Origin of the sequence: Pseudomonas profundi (assembly GCF_008638305.1) — a bacterium.
In the GTDB taxonomy this organism is placed as follows: Bacteria; Pseudomonadota; Gammaproteobacteria; order Pseudomonadales; family Pseudomonadaceae; genus Halopseudomonas; species Halopseudomonas profundi.
Genome location: NZ_VTPZ01000045.1, coordinates 1 through 800, shown reverse-complemented (window position 1 = coordinate 800; position 800 = coordinate 1). Strand labels below are relative to the sequence as shown.

At 58.6% G+C, this 800-nt stretch carries 1 protein-coding gene; it reads left to right on the top strand.

The annotated features are described in order from the left end of the window. Positions 1-714: electron transfer flavoprotein subunit beta/FixA family protein (locus tag FZE95_RS19495; protein WP_150302447.1), on the top strand; the 714-nt coding region annotated here is incomplete at its 5' end. Positions 715-800 lie beyond the last annotated feature (86 nt).

Below are 800 nucleotides of genomic sequence, written 5' to 3'. Positions count from 1 at the left end.
TACAACGTCAAGGTTCGCGTCAAAGCGGACAATTCCGGTGTCGATCTCGCCAACGTCAAGATGTCGATGAACCCCTTCTGCGAAATTGCTGTGGAAGAGGCCGTGCGCCTGAAAGAAAAAGGCGTGGCGACTGAAATCGTCGCTGTGTCTGTCGGCCCGACTGCTGCCCAGGAGCAGCTGCGTACCGCTCTGGCACTGGGTGCCGATCGCGCCATTCTGGTTGAGTCCACTGAAGAGCTGAGCTCGCTGTCCATCGCCAAGCTGCTCAAGGGTGTGGTCGACAAGGAACAGCCGCAGCTGGTCATTCTTGGCAAGCAGGCCATCGACTCCGACAACAACCAGACCGGCCAGATGCTGGCTGCGCTGTCCGGCTACGGCCAGGGCACCTTCGCTTCGGCAGTCAACGTCGAAGGCGAAAGCGTCAAGGTTACCCGTGAAATCGACGGTGGCGCCCAGACCGTTGATCTGAAGCTGCCGGCCATCGTCACCACTGACCTGCGTCTGAACGAGCCGCGTTACGCCTCGCTGCCCAACATCATGAAAGCCAAGAAGAAGCCGCTTGAAACCCTCAAGCCGGAAGATCTGGGCGTCAGCATCGCTTCGACCCTGTCCACTGTGAAGGTTGAAGCACCGGCCGCGCGCAGCGCCGGCATCATGGTCAAGTCGGTAGACGAGCTGGTCGACAAACTCAAGAACGAAGCCAAGGTGATCTAAATGACAATTTTGGTTATTGCTGAACACAACAACGCCGAGCTGACTGCCTCGACCCTGAACACCGTGGCGGCTGCCAAAGCCATTGG